The 15,418-nt window shown below is 72.7% G+C and carries 21 protein-coding genes; 16 read left to right on the top strand and 5 right to left on the bottom strand.

From position 1 onward, the window contains the following. The first annotated feature begins 12 nt into the window (after positions 1–12). The 7 genes from ACA514_RS06230 to ACA514_RS06200 all read left to right on the top strand — a co-directional run bounded on the left by ACA514_RS06230 (position 13) and on the right by ACA514_RS06200 (position 6,613). Positions 13–282, top strand: coding sequence for a lasso peptide biosynthesis PqqD family chaperone (locus tag ACA514_RS06230; protein WP_344267843.1), 270 nt, complete (start codon positions 13–15; stop codon positions 280–282). Beyond that, entirely contained in the window at positions 279–713 is a 435-nt protein-coding gene (locus ACA514_RS06225; RefSeq protein ID WP_375040038.1) for a lasso peptide biosynthesis B2 protein, read from the top strand. Before ACA514_RS06230 ends, ACA514_RS06225 begins: the two co-directional genes overlap by 4 nt. Continuing rightward, on the top strand, positions 710–1,261 hold the full coding sequence (locus ACA514_RS06220; RefSeq protein ID WP_375040037.1) for a MauE/DoxX family redox-associated membrane protein: 552 nt from the start codon (positions 710–712) through the stop codon (positions 1,259–1,261). Before ACA514_RS06225 ends, ACA514_RS06220 begins: the two co-directional genes overlap by 4 nt. After that, on the top strand, positions 1,258–2,229 hold the full coding sequence (locus ACA514_RS06215; RefSeq protein ID WP_375040036.1) for an ATP-binding cassette domain-containing protein: 972 nt from the start codon (positions 1,258–1,260) through the stop codon (positions 2,227–2,229). Before ACA514_RS06220 ends, ACA514_RS06215 begins: the two co-directional genes overlap by 4 nt. After that, positions 2,226–3,065, top strand: a complete 840-nt coding sequence (locus ACA514_RS06210; protein ID WP_375040035.1) for an ABC transporter permease — start codon at positions 2,226–2,228, stop codon at positions 3,063–3,065. The genes ACA514_RS06215 and ACA514_RS06210 overlap by 4 nt, the downstream gene beginning before the upstream one ends. Positions 3,066–3,131: 66 nt before the next feature. Then, positions 3,132–4,337: an AI-2E family transporter gene (locus ACA514_RS06205; protein ID WP_375040034.1), complete on the top strand. Its 1,206-nt coding sequence runs from the start codon at positions 3,132–3,134 to the stop codon at positions 4,335–4,337. Between the two features lie 125 nt (positions 4,338–4,462). Continuing rightward, positions 4,463–6,613, top strand: a complete 2,151-nt coding sequence (locus ACA514_RS06200; protein WP_375040033.1) for an acyl-CoA dehydrogenase — start codon at positions 4,463–4,465, stop codon at positions 6,611–6,613. A 52-nt stretch (positions 6,614–6,665) separates the two neighbouring features. Here ACA514_RS06200 and ACA514_RS06195 read toward each other — a convergent pair whose 3' ends face one another. Beyond that, a complete protein-coding gene (locus ACA514_RS06195; RefSeq protein ID WP_375040032.1) occupies positions 6,666–8,279 on the bottom strand; it encodes a CehA/McbA family metallohydrolase in 1,614 nt (537 codons plus the stop codon). Between the two features lie 118 nt (positions 8,280–8,397). Next, entirely contained in the window at positions 8,398–8,796 is a 399-nt protein-coding gene (locus tag ACA514_RS06190; protein ID WP_375040031.1) for an ATP-binding protein, read from the bottom strand. A 37-nt stretch (positions 8,797–8,833) separates the two neighbouring features. Here ACA514_RS06190 and ACA514_RS06185 point away from each other — a divergent pair, with 37 nt between their 5' ends. The 3 genes from ACA514_RS06185 to ACA514_RS06175 all read left to right on the top strand — a co-directional run bounded on the left by ACA514_RS06185 (position 8,834) and on the right by ACA514_RS06175 (position 10,449). Further along, complete coding sequence (locus ACA514_RS06185; protein ID WP_375040030.1) at positions 8,834–9,751, top strand: helix-turn-helix domain-containing protein; 918 nt, start codon at positions 8,834–8,836, stop codon at positions 9,749–9,751. Further along, positions 9,742–9,930: a DUF397 domain-containing protein gene (locus tag ACA514_RS06180; RefSeq protein ID WP_375040029.1), complete on the top strand. Its 189-nt coding sequence runs from the start codon at positions 9,742–9,744 to the stop codon at positions 9,928–9,930. Before ACA514_RS06185 ends, ACA514_RS06180 begins: the two co-directional genes overlap by 10 nt. A 201-nt stretch (positions 9,931–10,131) precedes the next feature. After that, positions 10,132–10,449 (top strand): DUF397 domain-containing protein, encoded by a 318-nt coding sequence (locus tag ACA514_RS06175; RefSeq protein ID WP_375040028.1) that lies wholly within the window; start codon positions 10,132–10,134, stop codon positions 10,447–10,449. Here ACA514_RS06175 and ACA514_RS06170 read toward each other — a convergent pair. Beyond that, a complete protein-coding gene (locus ACA514_RS06170) occupies positions 10,433–11,239 on the bottom strand; it encodes a class I SAM-dependent methyltransferase (RefSeq protein ID WP_375040027.1) in 807 nt (268 codons plus the stop codon). The genes ACA514_RS06175 and ACA514_RS06170 overlap by 17 nt on opposite strands. A 208-nt stretch (positions 11,240–11,447) precedes the next feature. On the opposite strand from ACA514_RS06170, the gene ACA514_RS06165 reads away from it, so the two are divergent. The 5 genes from ACA514_RS06165 (at position 11,448) to ACA514_RS06145 (ending at position 13,882) form a co-directional block, all read left to right on the top strand. After that, the gene (locus ACA514_RS06165; RefSeq protein WP_375040026.1) at positions 11,448–12,254 is read left to right on the top strand and encodes an alpha/beta fold hydrolase; all 807 of its coding nucleotides are present in this window, start codon (positions 11,448–11,450) and stop codon (positions 12,252–12,254) included. Then, positions 12,251–12,805, top strand: a complete 555-nt coding sequence (locus tag ACA514_RS06160) for a TetR/AcrR family transcriptional regulator (protein ID WP_375040025.1) — start codon at positions 12,251–12,253, stop codon at positions 12,803–12,805. Before ACA514_RS06165 ends, ACA514_RS06160 begins: the two co-directional genes overlap by 4 nt. A gap of 18 nt (positions 12,806–12,823) precedes the next feature. Further along, a complete protein-coding gene (locus ACA514_RS06155) occupies positions 12,824–12,922 on the top strand; it encodes a DUF397 domain-containing protein (protein ID WP_375040024.1) in 99 nt (32 codons plus the stop codon). A gap of 201 nt (positions 12,923–13,123) precedes the next feature. Then, positions 13,124–13,387: a DUF397 domain-containing protein gene (locus ACA514_RS06150; RefSeq protein WP_375040023.1), complete on the top strand. Its 264-nt coding sequence runs from the start codon at positions 13,124–13,126 to the stop codon at positions 13,385–13,387. A 180-nt stretch (positions 13,388–13,567) separates the two neighbouring features. Next, positions 13,568–13,882, top strand: coding sequence for a DUF397 domain-containing protein (locus tag ACA514_RS06145; protein ID WP_375040022.1), 315 nt, complete (start codon positions 13,568–13,570; stop codon positions 13,880–13,882). 6 nt (positions 13,883–13,888) lie between these two features. On the opposite strand, the gene ACA514_RS06140 is transcribed toward ACA514_RS06145, so the two are convergent. After that, positions 13,889–14,473, bottom strand: a complete 585-nt coding sequence (locus ACA514_RS06140; protein WP_375040021.1) for a Uma2 family endonuclease — start codon at positions 14,471–14,473, stop codon at positions 13,889–13,891. Positions 14,474–14,524: 51 nt separating this feature from the next. After that, complete coding sequence (locus ACA514_RS06135) at positions 14,525–14,758, bottom strand: hypothetical protein (protein ID WP_375040020.1); 234 nt, start codon at positions 14,756–14,758, stop codon at positions 14,525–14,527. Between the two features lie 45 nt (positions 14,759–14,803). Here ACA514_RS06135 and ACA514_RS06130 point away from each other — a divergent pair, with 45 nt between their 5' ends. Next, positions 14,804–15,382 carry a TetR/AcrR family transcriptional regulator gene (locus tag ACA514_RS06130; protein WP_375040019.1) on the top strand — a complete coding sequence of 193 codons (579 nt, stop codon included), beginning with the start codon at positions 14,804–14,806 and terminating at the stop codon, positions 15,380–15,382. The last annotated feature ends 36 nt before the right edge of the window (positions 15,383–15,418 follow it).

Here is a 15,418-nt window from a genome sequence, read left to right as displayed (position 1 = left end):
CGGAGGCCCGAGATGCCCGTGACTCCCGGGGCGTCGCTGTCGCCCCATGTGACGATGACCGAGACCGAGCACGGCACGGTGCTGCTGGACGAGCGCACCGGCCGCTACTGGGCGCTGAACGCGACCGGCACCACCGTGATCCGGCTGCTGCTGGACGGCGGCACCGTCGACGACGCCGTCCGCGAGCTGCGGGAACGGCACCCGGACGCGGCGGAGCGGGTCACCGCGGACGTGGGCGCGTTCGTCCGGTCGCTGCGCGACGCCGAGGTGATGGCGCCGTGACGATCCCGGTCGCGCTGGAACCGCCGGTCCGGCTGACGCTGCGGCGCAGGGCGGGGGCGCGCGCCGCGGTGGGCGCGGCCCGGCTGATCGCGAAGCTGCCGCCGCGCCGGCTGCGCCGCGTCCTGGGCTTCCTGCGGCGCGGCGCGCGGCCCGCGTCGGCCGGGCAGGCGCTCGCGGCGCGGCAGGCGGTGGTGACGGTGAGCGTGCAGTGCGCCGGGCAGGGCTGCCTGCAGCGCTCGCTCGCGACGGTGCTGCTGTGCCGGGCGGGCGGGACGTGGCCGGACTGGTGCACCGGCGTCCGCACGGAGCCGTTCCGCGCGCACGCGTGGGTCGAGGCGGGCGGCGAACCGGTCGGCGAGCGCGCCGAGGTGCTGGCGTTCGCCAAGACGATGGTGGTCGCGGCGCCCGGCAGCGGGCAGGCGGACCGATGACGGGCCTGGTGCTGCTCGGCTGCCGGGCGCTGATCCTGACCGTGTTCGCCGCCGCGTTCGCCGGGAAGGCGCGCGGCGCGTCCCGGTTCCGCGGGTTCGCGGAGTCGATCCGGCGGCTGGCGGTCCTGCCGGAGCGGGCGGCCGTTCCGGCGGGTGCGCTGGTCGTCGCGGGGGAGGGGACGGTCGTGGTGCTGCTGGCGCTGCCGCCGTCGGCCCGCGCCGGGTTCGCGCTGGCGTCCGTGCTGCTGGTGCTGTTCATCGGGATCGCCGTCCGCGCCGTGCACGGCGGCGTGCTCGCCGAATGCCGCTGCTTCGGCTCGAAGGGCGCGGTGATGGGGCAGGCGATGATCGTCCGGAACCTGCTGCTGCTCGCCGCCGCGCTGCCCGGCGCGTTCGCGGGCGCGCCCGTTCCGGCGGGGCGTCCCGTCGCGGCGGCCGTGGCGGTCGCCGCCGGGGCCGTCGCCGCGTGGGGGTTCGCCCGCTGGTACGACCGGCTCGTGGCGGCGCTGATGAGGCGGCTGCTCGCGCCCGCGCGGAACCCCGGGTGAGCGCCGTGCCCGCGCGGACGGGCGAGTACGCGATCGAGGCCGCCGGAATCGGGAAGTGGTTCGGGCCCGTGCGGGCGCTGGACGGGGTGACGGTCGCCGCGCGGCCCGGCACGGTGCTCGGGCTGCTCGGCCACAACGGTGCCGGCAAGACCACGCTGATCAACGTGCTCGCGACGCTGTGCCGGCCCACCGAGGGCACCGCCCGCGTCGCCGGGTACGACGTCGTCCGGCAGGGCCGCGAGGTGCGCCGCCGGATCGCGCTGACCGGGCAGTTCGCCGCCGTCGACGAGCAGATCTCCGGGCGCGACAACCTCGTGCTGGTCGCCCGGCTGCGCGGCGCGGGCCGGCGCGCCGCGCTGCGCCGCGCCGCCGAGCTGCTGGAGATGTTCGACCTGGCCGGCGCCGCCGACCGGCCGGTGCGCGGCTACTCCGGCGGGATGCGGCGCCGCCTCGACCTCGCGGCCGGCATGACGGGCCGTCCCGAGGTGCTGTTCCTGGACGAGCCCACCACCGGCCTGGACCCCGCCGCCCGCCTCGCCACCTGGGCGATCGTGGAGGACCTCGTCCGAGGCGGGACGACCGTCGTGCTCAGCACCCAGTACCTGGACGAGGCGGACCGGCTCGCCGACACCATCGCGGTGCTCGCCGACGGCCGCGTCGTCGCGACCGGCGCGCCCGCCGACCTCAAGGCCCGCGTCGGCGGGCGCACCGCCGCCGCGCGGCTCCCCGGCCCGGCCGCCGTGCGGGCCGCCGCCCGCGCGCTGCGGACCGAGGGCCTCGGCCCCGAGTACGACCCGCGCCGCGGCGTCCTCGCCGTCCCGCTGACCGGCCCGCGCGACCTCGCGGTCGTCGCGCGGACGCTGGACGCGCAGGTCAGCGGCGACTACGAGCTGACGGTGACGGCCCCGACCCTCGACGACGTGTACCTGTCGCTGATCGGGCCGGCCGCCCGCGCGGAGGCGCCGTGACGGTCGAAGAGCAGGTCGCGGACGCGCCCGCCGGGACGGGCGCCCGGCCGCCCGCCGCGCAGGACGCCGGGATCGGAACGCAGCTGCGGGTCCTCACCGGGCGGTCGCTGCGCGCGCTCGTCCTCGACCCGCGGCTCGTCGTCGCCAGCATGCTGGGCCCGCTGCTGATGCTGGGCATGTTCAGCCAGCTGTTCGGCGGCGTCGCGCGGGCGCCGGGCTTCCCGGCCGGCGTCCGCTACGTCGACTTCCTCGTCCCGGCGATCATGGTGACGTCGGCGATGCAGGCGGCGCTGAACACCGCGGTCGGGCTCACCCAGGAGATGCGCGGCGGGATCATCGCCCGGTTCCGCTCGATGCCGATCTGGCCGGGCTCGGTGCTGCTCGCCCGCAGCGCCGCCGACACCGTCCGCTGCGCCCTCCAGCAGCTGCTGCTGGTCGTCCTCGCGGCGGCGCTGCTCGGGTTCCGCCCGGCGGGCGGGCCGCTCGGCGCGCTCGGCGCCGCCGCGCTCGCGCTCGCCGTCGGCTGCTGCCTCGGCTGGATCTTCATCGCCGTCGCGTGCTGGATCCGCAACACCGAGCTGGTGCAGAGCGTCGCGGGCCTGGCGACGTTCCCGCTGGTCTTCGCGTCGAACGCGTTCGTCCCGGCGGCGGGCCTGCCCGGCTGGCTGCGCGCGGTCGTCCGCGCCAACCCCGCCACCTACGGGATCAAGGCGGCCCGCGCCCTCGCGCTCGGCGACCCGGCGCTCGCCGACGCGGTCACCGCGCTGGCGGTCAGCGCGGCGGTCGGCGCGGTCGCCGCCACGGTCGCGATCAAGGGGTTCCAGCGCCGCACCTGACGGGGGCCGGGCGCATAGAGTGCCTTGCGTGGGGGAGAAGAGGGGCGTCCCTGCGGATGGACGCGGATGAGCGACGATCGACACCGGCGGTCCGCGGCGGCGCCGTCGCCGCCCGCCCCGCCCCTGCTGCGCGCGGCCGCGGCCTGGTCCTGGCGGCTGATCGCCATCGGCGCGGTCGGCTACGGCGTGGTCTGGATCATCGGCACCCTGAAGATCGTCTTCATCCCGTGCGCGATCGCGCTGTTCTTCTGCGCGCTGCTGCGCCCGCTCACCGCCCGGCTCGAACGGGCCGGGCTGCCGGCCCTGGGCGCCACCTGGATCACGATGCTGCTCGCGCTGGCGGTGCTCGGCGGGATCGGCACCTTCGTCGGCATCCAGGCGAACTCCGAGTTCCCCAAGCTCGCCGACGAGGTGCAGTCCACCGCGCACTCCCTGCAGCACTGGCTGGAGACCGGCCCGCTGCACGTCAAGCACTCCCAGATCCAGGACTCCATCGACCAGGGCGTCAACTACCTGGAGAAGCGGCGCGGCAAGCTGGCGAACACCGCGGTGCAGGCGGGCGCGGTCACCATCGAGGTGCTCGCCGCCCTCGTGCTGATGCTGTTCATCACGTTCTTCCTGCTCAAGGACGGCGCCCGGATCTGGTCCTGGCTGATCGGCGGGACGGGCCGCTACCGCACCCGCATCGACCGCGCCGGACGCGCCGCCTGGGAGACGCTGTCGCAGTACGTGCACGGGACCGTCATTGTCGCCGCCATCCACGCGGTGGTCCTGGCGGTCGTGCTGGCGGCCCTCGGCGTGCCGCTGGTCGCGCCGCTCGCCGTCGTCATCTTCCTGGGCAGCTTCATCCCGATCGTCGGCATCCTGGTCGGCGGCGCGCTGGCGGTCGCGGTCGCGTTCGCCGCCAAGGGCGGCGTCATCGCGCTGATCTTCCTCGGCGTGCTGATCGTCGAGCACCAGGCCGAGAGCCACCTGCTGCAGCCGCTGCTGGTCGGACGGCTCGTCCGGCTGCACCCCCTGGCGATCATCCTGGCGATCAGCGTGGGCGGCATCGTCGGCGGGATCCCCGGCGCGGCCGTCGCGGTGCCGGTCGTGGCGGTCGTCTACCGCGCCTGGCCGGCGCTGCGCGACCCGCCCGACGAGCTGCCCGCGGAGGTGGCCGCCGCCACCGATACCGGCGAGCCGGCCCGGCCGTCCGGAGGAGACGGGACGGAACCGCCGGACGGGCACGACCGGCCGGACGGCTCCGGCGAGGACCGCGCGGACGGCTGAACCCGGCGACGCGGGGCGCGCAGGAGGGGGCCGGGTGGACAGACGGGTGTGTAAGCGAGCAATTATTAGCTCAGCGGCACTCACCCCGACATGCGCCGCCGGCGCGGAACACCCAGGGAGGACCCATGGCGATCGCCATCAGCGAGGAGCATCGCGAACTGGCGCGGACGGCGCGCGCGTTCCTGCGCGACCACGACGCGCGCGCCGCGAACCGGGCGCTGCTGGAGGCCGGCGAGGAGACCCTCCCCGCGTTCTGGAAGGAGTTCGCCGGCCTCGGCCTGCTCGGCCTGCACCTGCCCGAGGAGCACGACGGCGGCGGATACGGGCTGCCCGAACTCGTCGTCGTCGCGGAGGAGATCGGCCGCGCCGCCGCGCCCGGCCCGCTCGTCCCGACCATGGCGGCGTCCGCGGTGATCGCCGCGCGCGGCACCGGCGAGCAGCGCGCCCGCCTGCTGCCCGGCCTGGCCTCGGGCGGGACGCCCGCCGCCCTCGGGCTGGGCGGCCCGGTCACCGTGGCCGGCGGCGCCGCGTCCGGCGAGGCCGTGGTGCTCGGCGGCGGCCTCGCCGACCTGCTGGTCCTGGTCGCCGGCGACGACGTCGCGATCGTCCGCGCGGACGCCCCGGGCGTGACCGTCGAGGTCCCCGAGCAGCTCGACCCGTCCCGCCGCAGCGCCCGCGTCCGCCTCGACGGCGCGTCCGCCGAGGTCATCGAGGGTGCCGCCGGCCACGCCGTCGCGCTCGCCCGCACCCTGTACTCCGCCGAGGCCGTCGGCGGCGCGCTCGAGTGCGTCGAGTCCGCCACCGGGTACGCCAAGGTCCGGCAGCAGTTCGGCCGCACGATCGGCACGTTCCAAGCCGTCAAGCACCACTGCGCGAACATGCTGGTGGCCGCCGAACTCGGCACCGCCGCCGTGTGGGACGCGGCGCGCGCCGCGTCCGGACCGGCCGACCAGTTCGAGCTGGCCGCCGCGATCGCCGCCGCCCTCGCCGTCCCGGCCTTCCTCGACGACTCCGGCCTCAACATCCAGGTGCACGGCGGCATCGGCTTCACCTGGGAGCACGACGCCCACCTGCTGATGCGCCGCGCCGCCGCCATCGAGGCGGTCGTCGACCCCGAGGCCGCCGCCCGCGACGTCACCCGGCTGCGCGCCGCCGGCGTCGCCCGCACCGCCACCCTCGACCTGCCGCCCGAGGCCGAGGCCGAGCGCGCGAAGATCCGCGAGCTGGCCCGGGAGATCGCCGCGCTGCCCCCGGAGGAGCAGCGCGTCCGCCTCATCGAGACCGGCTACGTCCAGCCGCACTGGCCGAAGCCCTGGGGCCTGGCGGCGCCCGCCGCGGTCCAGCTCGTCATCGACGAGGAGTTCAGGGCCGCCGGCGTCAAGCGCCCGCAGTACGGCATCACCAGCTGGAACATCCTCACCCTGATCCAGCACGGCACCCAGGAGCAGATCGACCGCTGGGTGCGCCCCGCCCTGCTCGGCGAGGACGTCTGGTGCCAGCTGTTCAGCGAGCCCGAGGCCGGCTCGGACGCCGCGTCCGTGCGGACCCGCGCCGTCAAGACCGACGGCGGCTGGATCGTCAACGGCCAGAAGGTCTGGACGAGCGGCGCCCACTACTGCCGCTGGGGCTTCGCGACCGTCCGCACCGACCCCGACGCCCCCAAGCACGCCGGCGTCACGATGATGGTCATCGACATGGAGCACCCCGGCGTCGAGGTCCGCCCGCTCCGCCAGATCACCGGCGACTCCGACTTCAACGAGGTGTTCCTCTCCGACGTCTTCGTCCCCGACTCCGACGTCGTCGGCACTCCCAACCAGGGCTGGACCGTCGCCCGCGCCACCCTCGGCAACGAGCGCGTCAGCATCGGCGGCGGCGCGGGCGGCTCCTACCAGCTGCCCGACCTGGTGAAGCTCTGCGCCGAGCACCCGGACCGCGTCCCCGCCGCCGCCGAACGCGTCGGCGCCCACGAGGCCGAGGCGCAGGCCCTGCGCCTGCTCAACCTGCGCAGCGCCGAACGCGCCGTCGCCGGCGGCGAGCCGGGCCCCGAGGGCAACATCACCAAGCTCGTCCTCGCCGAGCACGGCCACGCCACCGCCGACCTGCTGTCCGCGTTCGCGGGGCCGGACCTGGTGTTCTCCGAGGGCCTGGCCGCGTTCGCCGGCCGCCTGCGCCTCGGCTCGCGCGGCATGTCCATCGCCGGCGGCACGTCCGAGATCACCCGCAACCAGATCGCCGAGCGCATCCTCCGCCTCCCCCGCGACCCGCTGATCAAGTGACCGCGGCCCGGGGGTTCCGGCCGGACCGGAACCCCCGGCGCCTTCGGCCTCTTCAGGCGTGCTTGAGGAAGATCGGGTTGGTGAGCGCGGCCATCGGGCCCCAGACCAGCGCCGGTCCCATCGTGTTGCCCTTGCCGGGGCTCCCGTCGGCCATCGGGTGGCGGACCTCCGCCCGCACGTACGCCGCGAGCGACGTCGTCGTCCGCCACACCACGGTGCCCTTCCCGGAGGCCGGAAGCGACTCCTGGTGCATCTGGCCCTCGTCGGTGATGAACCGGACGGTGCCGTTCGGCACGCCGGACACCTCCAGCCGCACGTCGACGGGGGCATCGGCCTTCGCGGTGAGCGTGTCCGCGATGCCCGCCTCCCGCCCTCCGGCGGTCGCGGTGAAGGTCAGGTCCACCGACGACGACTCGGCGATCCAGCTGCGCCCGGCGCGGATCCCGGCCAGGACGGCGCCGGTGCTCAGCTCGTCGGCGTGCACCACCGTGTGCGGCAGCCCGATGACCTGCGGTTCGCTGTGCGCGTCGCTGTTGCCCATCGCGGGCAGCCAGCCCTTCCCCGCGCGCACCGCCTCCCCGAGCCTGGCGTCCCAGGTGTCGACCGCGGACTCGTCGTCATAGGTCCACGGGCCGTTCCACACCTCGACCGCGTCGGCCTCGTCGTAGCCGAACTTCCACTGGCAGGCGACATAGGGGCAGTACGGGTGGGCGGGCACGACGGCTCCACCGGAGCGGCGCACCTGGCGGGCGAACCGGGCGAAGCCGTCGTCCCGGGCGCGGTACCGCCAGTCGACCCACTCGCCGGCGGGCAGGCCGAGCGCCAGCCAGTGGCCGTTGCGGGTGGTGACCTCCTCGCCGGTGATGATCAGCAGGTCGTCCCCGGCGAACTCGCCCCAGACGCCGTGGGACGAGGAGGTGTTGTGGTCGGTGGAGACCATGAAGTCGAGCCCGGCCGCCCGCGCCCCCGCCGCCACCTCGGACGGGAGCCGCCGGCCGTCGGAGTGGACGGTGTGCAGGTGGCCGTCGCCCCGGTACCAGGCGCGCCCCCGCCCCTTCGCCTTCGCGGGCGGGTACTTCGGTACGAAGGGCGCGCCGTTCCTGCCGTACGTCAAGGTGATCTTGACCTGGTAGTCCATGCCCTGCGGCGCGACCTGGTACGGGCCGAGGACGATGTTCCAGGTCCCGGCTCCGATCGGGCCGGGCAGGTAGCCGGGTGTGGCCTCCGCCGCGCTGATCTCGAACGAAGTGCGGAAGCCGCCGGACCAGCCGCGGAAGCCCTTCCCGCCCAGCTTGACACCGCGCTGGTCGAAGATCCCGATGTCGCAGGAGTTGCCGGGCGTGCCCGCCGGGACGGCCGGCTTGTCGTAGGAGTACTCGACGGCGATCTTCTGCACGCCCTTCGGCACCTCGACGGGCAGGTACACGAAGTCGGCGGCGCCGGTCGCCAGGTGCCCGGTGACGGTGCGGCTGACCTCCTCGCCGCTGCCGCCGGGCGCGGCTTCGGGTCCGGTGGCGGCGCGCGCCCGGGGGAACGAGACGGGGACGAGCGTCAGCGCCGCTCCGGTCGCGGCCGCCATCAGCAGCCGCCGCCGGTCCAGGGTGTGCGCGCCGTCGTCGGCCGGGAGCGCGGCGGCGTGCCGCTCGCATCGTCCATCAAGGCACATGGCCATCCTCACCGATCGGGGAAACCCCTGAATGCTCGGCCGCCCCGCCGAAGCCCAGATGATCTTTCGATTTCCCGCGGCCGTCGCCGACGTGACGAATGCGGCGCGCCCGCCGCCGTCAGGACGGGTCGAGAACCGCGAAGACGACCTTGCCCGCGCCCCCGGCGACCGGCCGCACACCCCAGCAGCGGCAGAACTGATCGACGATGAACAGCCCCCGCCCGGCCTCGCTGATCGTGTCGGCCCGCTGGACGCACGGCAGGTCGCACGTCGCGTCCTGCACCTCCATCCACAGCGCGCCGTCCTCGGCCCGCCCGATCCGGAACGTCACATCGTCGTCGGCCGCGGAGGCGTACCGCAGCGCGTTGGTGACCAGTTCGCTGGCCACCAGGCACGGCACGAAGTCGTCCATGCCCCACTGACCGGTGACCAGCCGCACGAACCGCCGCACCTCCGCCACGACCGCCAGGTCCTGCTTCACCACCATCTCGTTCTGCCGCCCCGCCGCCTCACCCATGATCCTTCTCCTCACTGTGTGTGCTCTGCTTCACACAGTGAGCTACTTTCTGCTTAAAATGTTGTTGCCCCCCAAAGGCGGCAGACAACGGAAGATCCGATGGAGGACGGGCACCTTTCCTCGAGAGGCAGAAGACATGTCCCCACGTCGCCAGCGTCGTCCTAGCGAGTCCCCCGCCCTCATCGCCTTCGGCCGGCAGATGCGTCGACTGCGCGAGGCCAAGGACGTCAAGCAGGAGACCATCGCTCACATCACGCAGGTCAGCGGCCCGCAGGTCAGCAAGATCGAGAACGGCAAGAAGCGCGCGACCCGAGCGTTCGTCGTGACGGTGGACGAGTATCTGGAGGCCAACGGAGCGCTCATCAATCTCTGGGAGGACCTCAACAAGGACGGTCACCCGGTCCCGATCTGGTTCGACTGGCCCAAGATCGAGGCCGACGCCGCGATGCTGCTCACCTACCAGCATTCGGTGATCCCCGGACTGGTCCAGACTCCCGCCTATGCACTGGCGATCCTGCACGGCAACCAGGAGGCTGCCGATGCCCGGATCGACCGCCAGAAGATCCTCAAGGACCCCCGAGACGACGGAGCGTCACCCCCGCTCTACACCGTCCTGATCGACGAGCAGGCGCTTCACCGGCCAGTCGGCATGCCGGAAACGATGAAGGAGCAACTCGATCATCTTGTCGACGTGAGCACATTGCCCAACATCACGGTTCAAGTAGTGTTGGGAAGCGGCGAACATGACGGCAACACCGGCGCGTTCGTGGTTGCGACGATGGCGGATCGTAGCGAAGTCGCATATGTCGAGACAGCCATCCGGCCGCTCACGACCGACGACCCTGCAGACTTGTCCGCGGTTGCCCGGACCCTGGTCGCCCTTCGTTCGCAAGCACTCACGGAACAGATGTCGCGTGAACTGATCAGGAAGGTGGCCGAAGAAAAATGGAGTTGACGAACGCCGAGTGGCGCAAGAGCACACGCAGTGCTTCCAACGGCGGTGACTGCGTCGAGTTGGCCGATGCTGCCGGGGCGGTGGCGGTGCGGGACAGCAAGGACCCGGAGGGACCGGTCCTCCTGGTTACCCGCGCGACCCTGCGCAGCGCCGTGAACTCGGCCCTCGCGACCCGCTGACCGATCCACGACCGTCCCCCTGGCCTCCCACATGACTGAGCTGCGGCGGGCTGTCCACCTAACCCCGCTTGGACGGCCCGCTGCACGTCACGGGGGCATCACACCGCCGTGATGGTATGGCTCCCGGCCTCGGGGCGCGGGGCGCACCAGTACGAGCAAGGGGGCCGTGACAGCTGCGCCCCGACGTCCGACACTGAAACTATGTCTCTGAGAAGCGACTACTGGCGCAAGAGCAGCTACAGCGGACCCAACGGCGGCAACTGCATTGAACTGGCGGGGCTGTCGTGGCGCAAAAGCGCCCGCAGTGGCGAGAACGGCGGCGATTGTGTCGAGTTGGCAAGGCTTGCCTGGCGCAAGAGCAGCTACACCGGCTCCAACGGCGGGAACTGCGTTGAGCTGGCGGACGCGGTCGGGGTGGTGGCGGTGCGGGACAGCAAGGACCCGGACGGGCCCGTCATCCTGGTCACCCGTGCGGTGCTGCGTAGCGCCGTGGACTCGGTGGTCAGAGGGCGGCCGTGACGAGGCGGTAGCCGACGTCGAGTTCGGTGCGTTCGAGCAACGCGCCGTAGCGGTGTTTCCATTCTTCGGTCGCCAGGTCATTGCTGAGCCGTGCGAAGCCCTGCCCCAGGAGGCGGGCCGGAGTGAGAGCGAGCATGGACATGCCTGCCTGCACTTCGGAATCGAGATAGGGCCGGGACCAGTAGGCGGCGCCGAAACCGTCGGTGCAGTCCGCAGGGATGGGGACGCGCTGGACGCTCACCTCGCCGAGCAATTCGCCGAACCGGTGCATCGGCACCGCGAGTTGCGCGTCGGTGGCGGCGGCCGCCGGCAGGTAGTCGCGCAGCAGCCAGAAGTCCCGGACGACGGTGTGGTCCCAGGTGAGGATCACGATGCGCCGCCGGGCGACGCGTGCCATCTCCGCGATGCCGCGCCCGAGGTCGTCCCAGTGGTGGGCGGTGAGCACCGCGAGCGCGGCGTCGACGGAGTCGTCCGCCAGCGGGAGGTTCTCCGCCGCCGCCTGGACGGCGGGCGCCGTGCCCGGAGGACGCCGGGCGATCATCGCGCTGTTCGGCTCGCTGGCGGTGACGGTGCGTCCGGGCTCGTAGGAGCCGGTGCCGGCACCGATGTTGGCCACGGCCCCGCAGTCGCCGAGCGAGTGCTCGATCAGTTCCGCGATCCGCGGATCGGCCTGGCGGGTGCGAGCGTACGTACGTCCGATGCGGTCGTAGTGGGTCGGGTTCGCGGACGCCTCGCCACCTGAACCGGACCGGACGCCTGCATGCTCGGGGCATCGTTCTCCTGTGCCCATCGCATGTCCCTTCGCCGGGATTCCTGCGGGGTGCCGCATCAGTAGATCAGAGGATCCGCGAGGCGCCATGCCAAGACTCGCGTCGCGGCCAGGTTCGGCGTGGGCTGGAGGGCTCTGCTGACTGGGCGGGGGTTGCCTTCATCCGGGTGGGGGGTTAGCCTGCACAATAGGCTGACCGACCGGTCGGTCACTGAGTTGGGGATCAGCGATGCCTTTCGTCCAGACCAGAGCGGGGCGGGTGTTCCATACCGAGCGGGGAAGCGGCCGGCCGGTCGTCCTGCTGCACGCCAGCCTGCACGACCACACCGACTTCGACGCCGTGGCCGGACCGCTCGCGGACGCCGGCCACCGCGTACTGGCCGTGGACTGGCCGGGCCATGGACGTTCCGGGATGCCTGCCGGGCCGCGGTCGGTGACCGCGCCGCTGCTGGCCGGAGTTCTCGCCGACCTCGCCGCCGAGCTCGATCTCGCCCGGGCCGTGTTCATGGGCAACTCGGTCGGCGGGTACGCCGCGGCCAGGCTCGCATTGGATCACCCGGACCGGGTCGCCGGGCTCGTCCTGGTCAACGCCGGCGGGTTCGTCAAAGTCCCCCGCCTCGCGGCCCGCATCCTGGGCGTCCCGGCCGTCAACCGGGCGGTGTTCCCCCGGCTCGTTCCCCGCTACATGAAACCGGACGGCGACCGGCTCCGCGCCATCACCCGCCAGGTCCAGGACCGGGCGCGCAGCAGGACGGGCGCCGCCATCTCCGCCGCGCTGTGGCGCAGCATTGCCGACCCGTCCTACGACCTGCGGGCCGAGGGGCCCCGGCTCGGCGTGCCCGTGCTGCTGGCATGGGGGGCGCGGGACATCGTCCTCCCCATGTCCGCCGCACGCCGGACGCAGGAGGCGATACCCGGCGCGGAGCTGCGGACGCTCGACACCGGGCACGTGGTCTTCGCCTCCGACCCGGACGGGTTCCTGGACCTGGTCCTGCCTTTCCTGGAATCGGTGGCGACCGCCGGGAGCGCGCAGTGAGCACCGGCATCCGGCAGCAGCGCGCGGCGGCCACCCGCAGGCAGCTCATCGCCGCGGGCCTGTCCCTGGCGGAACGGACGGGCCTGGCCGGCATGAGCGTCAACCTCATCGTGACCGAGGCGGGCGTGGCCAAGGGCACCTTCTTCCACCACTTCCGCGACCGGTCGGAATTCCTGCTGGCGCTGCACACCGAGTTCCACGACCGCACGTTCGCGGAGATCGAGGAGACGATCGCGGGAATGGCGCCGGGCCGGGACAGGCTCCTCGCCGCCGCGAACGCCTACCTGGACCAATGCCTGAGCCATCGCGGCGTCCGGGCCCTGCTGCTGGAGGCCCGTGTCGAGCCCGCGATCATCGAGGCGATCGCGTCCCGCAACAAGCTGGTCATCCAGCGGACCAGCCCCGACTTCACCGCCATGGGCTGGGCGCACCCCGGGCCTAGCGCGGCCATGTGGAACAGCGCCGTCGTGGAGGGCGCCATCCTCGAACTGGGCGCGGGCGGCCACCGACCCGAGATCCGGGCGGCACTCGCGCAGTTCCTCCACGAATAGCAGGCCAAGGCGGATGCGGTGGCGGTGCGGGACAGCAAGGACCCGGACGGGCCTGTCCTGCTGGTCACCCGCGCGGCTCTTCGCAGCGCCGTGGACTCCGCCCTCGCGACCCGCTGAAGCCCCGCGACCGTCCCCCGGTCTCCCATAAGACGGAGTCGCAGCGGGCCGTCCACCCAACGCTCGGACGGCCCGCGCGCACCACGGAGTACATCGCGTCGCCTTGCCGTGACGGTCTCGACCTCGCCTTCGGACGCTGGACGCCCACCGGCGCGAGCACGGGCCCGTGACAGTCGCGCCTCCGCGTCCGACACTGAAAGCATGTCCCTGGAATGCGTCCACTGGCGCAAGAGCAGCTACAGCGCTTCCAACGGCGGTGACTGCGTCGAGTTGGCCGGGCTCTCTTGGCGCAAGAGCACCTACAGCGGCTCCAATGGCGGTGACTGCGTCGAGTTGGCGGACGCGGCCGGAGCGGTGGCGGACGTGGTGGCGGTGCGGGACAGCAAGGACCCGGCCGGGCCCGTCCTGCTGGTAACTCGCGCGGCCCTGCGCACTGCGGTGAACGCCGCCCTCAGTACTCGCTGACCGCTCCACAACCATCCCCCGTCCTCCATGCTGAGTCGCGGCGGGCCGTCCGCCTACCCCCGGCCAGCCCGCCGCACCATGAGGGCGTCCGTCGCCCTGCTGTGCCTCTTGGACGCTGGACGCCTCGCAGCGCGAGTACGGACCCGTGACAGCCGCGTCCGCCCGTTCGACACTGAAAGCATGTCCCTGAAAAGCGCCCCCTGGCGCAAGAGCAGCTACAGCGGATCCAACGGCGGCAATTGCATCGAACTGGCAGGGCTCTCGTGGCGTAAAAGCACCCGCAGTGGCGAGAACGGCGGCAACTGCATCGAGCTGGCGGGGCTCTCGTGGCGCAAGAGCACCCGCAGCGGCTCCAACGCGGCTGAGTGCGTTGAGTTGGCGGACGCGGCCGGAGTGGTGGCGGTGCGGGACAGCAAGGACCCGGACGGGCCCGTCCTGCTGGTCACCCGCGCGGCCCTGCGTAGCGCCGTGAACTCCGCTCTCGCCACCCGCTGAGCGCCCTCAGCGTTCGTGGACGGCCTTGAGGTCGATGTCGAGGTCGAACGGCAAAGTCGCGGTGATCCGGTCGTGGCATACGCCGGTCGCCACATATCCGCCGGTGGCATCGTCCAGCTCATAGGTGTAGACGGCGAAAGCCGGTGCGGTCTGGTCGGTCTCCACCCGCCAGTAGTGACGGATCTGCGCCTCCGCGTAGAGGGCCGGCTGTATCCGCCGGTCCTTGCGCTTGGTGGACGGCGACACGACCTCAACGACGAGAGTGATCAGATCGGCCGGGATGGGACGCTCGTAGACGTCGTGGTCGGTGGAGTACACGACGATGTCAGGGGCGATCTCGACCGGCTCCAGCTCGTCGTCGTCCAGGAGGACGTCCACCTCGGTGTCGACCTGCCATGCATCGGGAGCGGCCTCTTCGATTCGAGTCGCCAAACGCCGCGCGATGCGCTGGTGGATCGGTCGGCGGCGTGGGTTCAGGACGAGTTCTCCGTGGACCAGGCTCATGCGCACCGGGAGGTCTTCGGGCAGCGCCTCAAAGTCTGCACGGGTCCAGGTGTCACCGGACGGCAACGGGAGAGTCAGCGCGTGCATGGCTCGTGGTGCCTCCGGTTCAGCTGGGTGCGGGTACTCGGCAGAGTAGCTTCAACGCATTTCTCGGGCCTCGGTCATGGCCACCGGTGGGCGTGGGACGCCGTCGTGGCGGGTCAGCAGGGCGGCGGCGGTTCGCGGGGAGAGGGGCGGGTTGCCGGTGAGGTGCTTGATGCCTGCGATGTCGGTGACGGGCGGGACGGCCTCGTCGATCGCCTCCAGGAACGGCCGGGTCGAGCCCGACGTCGGCGGCGAGCAGGTCGTCCAGATGGACCATCGTCGGGTCACTTCGTGATTCTTGAACGCGCGATCCAGATACGGTACGGTGAGCGCATGGCGAGGACCAGGGAGTTCGACACCGAAGCGGCGGTGAGCCGTGCGATGGAGCTGTTCTGGGCACGCGGGTACGAGGCGACCTCGGTGCGCGATCTGACCCGGCATCTCGGGATCGGGCAGGGCTCCCTGTATGCCGCGTTCGGCGACAAGGACGGCCTCTATCGGGCCGCGCTGGACCACTATCGCTCCACGTTCGCGGCGGTCGCTCTGCGGACCCTCGAAGAGGGTGCGGACGCCCGTTCGGCCGTCCGCGCATTGCTGGTCGAGCGGATCCGGATCGCCGTCGAGCACGGCGGCCAAGGTTGCCTCCTGGTCAACGCCGCCACGGAACGCCTGCCCGCGGATCAGCGGACCGGACGCATCGTTCGAGACGTGCTCGGCGCCAACCAGGACGCTCTCACCGAACTGCTCCGCGCGGCGGTGGAGCGCGGTGAGATCTCGGCGCGGCATGCCCCGCAGACCCTCGCCGCCTTCCTCGTCACGTTCCTCAACGGGCTGCTGGTCTCCTCGAAGGTCACCCCGGACGCCCGTGCCCTCGAACCGCTCGTGGAGGTCGCCCTGACCGCCCTCGACTGATGTCGCATGCCCGTTATCTGTATCGATCGATCCATA

The organism is Actinomadura sp. NTSP31 (assembly GCF_041951385.1).
GTDB classification, from domain to species: Bacteria; Actinomycetota; Actinomycetes; order Streptosporangiales; family Streptosporangiaceae; genus Spirillospora; species Spirillospora napierensis.
The sequence above is the reverse complement of the archived record's forward strand: the minus strand, read 5'-3'. Positions and strand labels throughout refer to the sequence as shown.

Excerpts from the sequence above, each read along its gene's own strand:
- ACA514_RS06150 (WP_375040023.1), top strand. The coding sequence starts at position 13,124 with ATGTCCCTGGAATGCGTCCACTGGCGCAAGAGCAGCTACAGCGCTTCC.
- ACA514_RS06175 (WP_375040028.1), top strand. The coding sequence starts at position 10,132 with ATGTCTCTGAGAAGCGACTACTGGCGCAAGAGCAGCTACAGCGGACCC.
- ACA514_RS06195 (WP_375040032.1), bottom strand. The coding sequence starts at position 8,279 with ATGTGCCTTGATGGACGATGCGAGCGGCACGCCGCCGCGCTCCCGGCC.
- ACA514_RS06190 (WP_375040031.1), bottom strand. The coding sequence starts at position 8,796 with ATGGGTGAGGCGGCGGGGCGGCAGAACGAGATGGTGGTGAAGCAGGAC.
- ACA514_RS06200 (WP_375040033.1), top strand. The coding sequence starts at position 4,463 with ATGGCGATCGCCATCAGCGAGGAGCATCGCGAACTGGCGCGGACGGCG.
- ACA514_RS06230 (WP_344267843.1), top strand. The coding sequence starts at position 13 with ATGCCCGTGACTCCCGGGGCGTCGCTGTCGCCCCATGTGACGATGACC.
- ACA514_RS06220 (WP_375040037.1), top strand. The coding sequence starts at position 710 with ATGACGGGCCTGGTGCTGCTCGGCTGCCGGGCGCTGATCCTGACCGTG.
- ACA514_RS06165 (WP_375040026.1), top strand. The coding sequence starts at position 11,448 with ATGCCTTTCGTCCAGACCAGAGCGGGGCGGGTGTTCCATACCGAGCGG.
- ACA514_RS06145 (WP_375040022.1), top strand. The coding sequence starts at position 13,568 with ATGTCCCTGAAAAGCGCCCCCTGGCGCAAGAGCAGCTACAGCGGATCC.
- ACA514_RS06205 (WP_375040034.1), top strand. The coding sequence starts at position 3,132 with ATGAGCGACGATCGACACCGGCGGTCCGCGGCGGCGCCGTCGCCGCCC.
- ACA514_RS06140 (WP_375040021.1), bottom strand. The coding sequence starts at position 14,473 with ATGCACGCGCTGACTCTCCCGTTGCCGTCCGGTGACACCTGGACCCGT.
- ACA514_RS06130 (WP_375040019.1), top strand. The coding sequence starts at position 14,804 with ATGGCGAGGACCAGGGAGTTCGACACCGAAGCGGCGGTGAGCCGTGCG.
- ACA514_RS06180 (WP_375040029.1), top strand. The coding sequence starts at position 9,742 with ATGGAGTTGACGAACGCCGAGTGGCGCAAGAGCACACGCAGTGCTTCC.
- ACA514_RS06170 (WP_375040027.1), bottom strand. The coding sequence starts at position 11,239 with ATGGGCACAGGAGAACGATGCCCCGAGCATGCAGGCGTCCGGTCCGGT.